Source organism: Chryseosolibacter indicum (genome assembly GCF_018598585.1).
Classification (GTDB): Bacteria; Bacteroidota; Bacteroidia; order Cytophagales; family Cyclobacteriaceae; genus Chryseosolibacter; species Chryseosolibacter indicus.
On sequence record NZ_JAHESD010000134.1, the window covers coordinates 1 to 2,657 of the forward strand.

Sequence of the window (2,657 nt, forward strand, 5' to 3'; positions counted from 1 at the left end):
ATCCTTATCTTATCCCGGTCGACACGATTTGGTTATTCGCGATACCAGTGAGATCTTTAGTGTTCAACTGATGTTAAAGCTGGATGAGAATGGTTAAGTGCATTATTGCAGACGATGAAATGCTCTCGTTGGAATTACTTGAAAGTTATTTACAGAAGATCGATAACTACCGGGTAATTGCAAAATGTAAAAACGGTGTTGAAGTTTTTAACATTCTCAAAAGTGAAAGAGCCGACCTGCTATTTCTCGATATTCAAATGCCATTGTTAACAGGCATTGAATTGGCGAAAAGCCTGAAAGAACTACCTCCTGTAATTTTCACCACCGCCTTCCGCGAGTATGCAGTAGACTCGTATGAATTGAACGCCATTGACTATTTACTAAAGCCTGTTTCATTCGATCGTTTTTTGAAGGCGATCCATAAATTTGAAAGCACTCGTGTACCAATTGGAGGTAGTAGCTTTCAAAGTTCAGAACCTGTTGCAGCACCTGCTAATCCCTTTATTTATGTGAAATCAGGGAAGAAAACCGTGAAAATACATTTGAAGGATATTCTTTTTATCGAGGGAGCAAAAGAATTTGTAAAGATCAAAACTACGTTTGGAGAGGTCATGACCTATCAGACCCTTCAGGATTTTGAAAGAAGGTTACCTGATTCGGTATTCTTAAGGATCCATCGTTCGTATATCATTGCCATCGAACACATTCGCGCCTATAGTGCTACGCATGTTCAGGTGGAAGACATCGAGTTGCCCATCGGCCACTCCTACCAACGCATGGTTGCGTCTGTTTTGAAAAATTAGATTTAGCTAAGAAAACCAGCGAAGCCTAGCGGAGTTAACCAAGAAGATTCTTTAATGAAATAAGGCTCCCATTGCCATCCGCATCATTGCTGGTAATACTCGAAACATCAACGTTATTGATACACTCTGTCATGTAGCTCCTTTGTTAGCAGCTTTCCTTTTGTTCGATCAATCTCGTAAATAACACTTTGATTCACGAGTATTTCAGAAGGGTATTCAGCTTCCGCTTTGTACTCATAATTTACTTCAATTATGTCACCAGCGATGTCCATTATTCTCGATGCTCCAGAATACAAATGATTTGGCTTATCCTTAAATCTTTCTTTGTACAACAAATCTTTTCTTAAGTCAAAGGGCAGCAATGTCGTGTCATTTAACTGTCCATTTGCGGTGTTTAACATTTTAACTTGAACAAAATCCTGTGGCTCAAGTGGAATGACGAGCCAGTCTCCAATCCTTGTTACGTTGATTTGTTGACTCCAATCTTGATTGTGGAATGTCACCAAACCAAGATTATATCTTTCCCCATTAAGGGTCGTCAGAATCATTTGAACATCATAGCGCTCGTGTGCAAAATCTCCATTGTAAGTCTCATTGCAAGTCAGTTCGCCCTCTGTCCCAAGTCAATAGTTATGGATTCATGAAGTGGCCCAAAGGCTAGCCTGAAGAATATAAAAGGAGAAGCAAGGAGTACCAATCCAATCCCAAGTCCTATTAATAATCCTTTTTTCACACTTTCTAAATACTGTTTTTCTAGTCAAGTCACCCAGAAAGTTTACCCTGAGGCTCTCACAGCCTTCATAGGGCCTTCCTGTTTAATCACTAAGATATTTGATCTTTACAGACGTACGTAGTCAACAGGCAAATTCTCATAAGCATCCAGTCGTAACTGTAATCAAGGATATGTCCCACAAGTGGTCTCATGTCCTTGAATTTTATTTTAATTAGTAGTCCTCCGTATTTTTTCATTTGAAGCTGTACTCTGTTCAAAACGGGTTGCAGCTAACGTTATGATATAAGGCGTTTGCCTTTTCCTTAATTCAAAAATAAAACACACCAAAGGCAAATGACTTATATCTTTTTGTTGTAGAGCGTGCCATGGTCCAAGTCTATTTATTCATCCTCTCCAATACTTCACGTCCTAATCTTTCAGGCGTTGATTTGAAAACCTGAATAGTATAGCTCTCTGCAATCACTTCTAAAATCTCATCCTTAAAGGTCAAGAGATAATGTTTTCTGTTTGTCCAATGATCGTTGTCGAACCGAGGGTGAATCTTGTGTATTTGTTTTATCTCGTCAATCCATTTTGAGTTGTCAATGATCTGAGCCCACTCAATTCCTTGTTTGTAGTAAGGCAGTCCCGCAAACACTTCATCATTCGCAATTCCAAATCGAAAAGTGTGTCCCTCAAATTCCACCAATGCCAAATAGTCCTCCCCTTCTTCATTGTCTTCCAGTTCTTCAATTTTCTGAATTGATTCTCTGTCCCAATCCGCAATAAAGTAAATCAAATACACTTTTTGTCCATTAGAAAAAACCTGTGGCATCGGTGCGCCTCCGTCCCACTTAGGTGTCCAACTAATCTTTTGTACTTTTTCTTTTTGAAACATGATCTATCTTAATGGCATGCTCTACAACGTTTTGTGTTTAAGGAGTTGCCGGAGTAGGAGGGTTAAAAAATGGAACGAAGTGGAGTGTTAAGCCTGACCAACTGCGACCTGTCCCCGCTACGGGACTAAATTAAGAAACTGATTTGAATAAGGACACAACACGCAGCAATTACTTAAACACGGTGTTGGCAGCCGTACTTACTCGAACTCTATTGTTTGGTCATTCAATTGTACAAATCCTGAA

3 protein-coding genes are annotated in these 2,657 nt (G+C 39.5%); 1 reads left to right on the forward strand and 2 read right to left on the reverse strand.

Annotation, left to right across the window (positions count from 1 at the left end; genetic code table 11):
- Positions 1–89 precede the first annotated feature (89 nt).
- Positions 90–803 carry a LytR/AlgR family response regulator transcription factor gene (locus KK060_RS24680; RefSeq protein ID WP_254157928.1) on the forward strand — a complete coding sequence of 238 codons (714 nt, stop codon included), beginning with the start codon at positions 90–92 and terminating at the stop codon, positions 801–803.
- A gap of 113 nt (positions 804–916) precedes the next feature.
- On the opposite strand, the gene KK060_RS24685 is transcribed toward KK060_RS24680, so the two are convergent.
- Both KK060_RS24685 and KK060_RS24690 read right to left on the reverse strand, forming a co-directional pair.
- Positions 917–1,306 (reverse strand): hypothetical protein, encoded by a 390-nt coding sequence (locus KK060_RS24685; protein WP_254157930.1) that lies wholly within the window; start codon positions 1,304–1,306, stop codon positions 917–919.
- Positions 1,307–1,912: 606 nt separating this feature from the next.
- On the reverse strand, positions 1,913–2,413 hold the full coding sequence (locus tag KK060_RS24690) for a hypothetical protein (protein WP_254157932.1): 501 nt from the start codon (positions 2,411–2,413) through the stop codon (positions 1,913–1,915).
- Positions 2,414–2,657: the final 244 nt, after the last annotated feature.

Bases quoted from the DNA above. Each gene is read 5' to 3' on its own strand.
- KK060_RS24680 (WP_254157928.1), top strand. From the start codon at position 90: ATGGTTAAGTGCATTATTGCAGACGATGAAATGCTCTCGTTGGAATTA.
- KK060_RS24690 (WP_254157932.1), bottom strand. From the start codon at position 2,413: ATGTTTCAAAAAGAAAAAGTACAAAAGATTAGTTGGACACCTAAGTGG.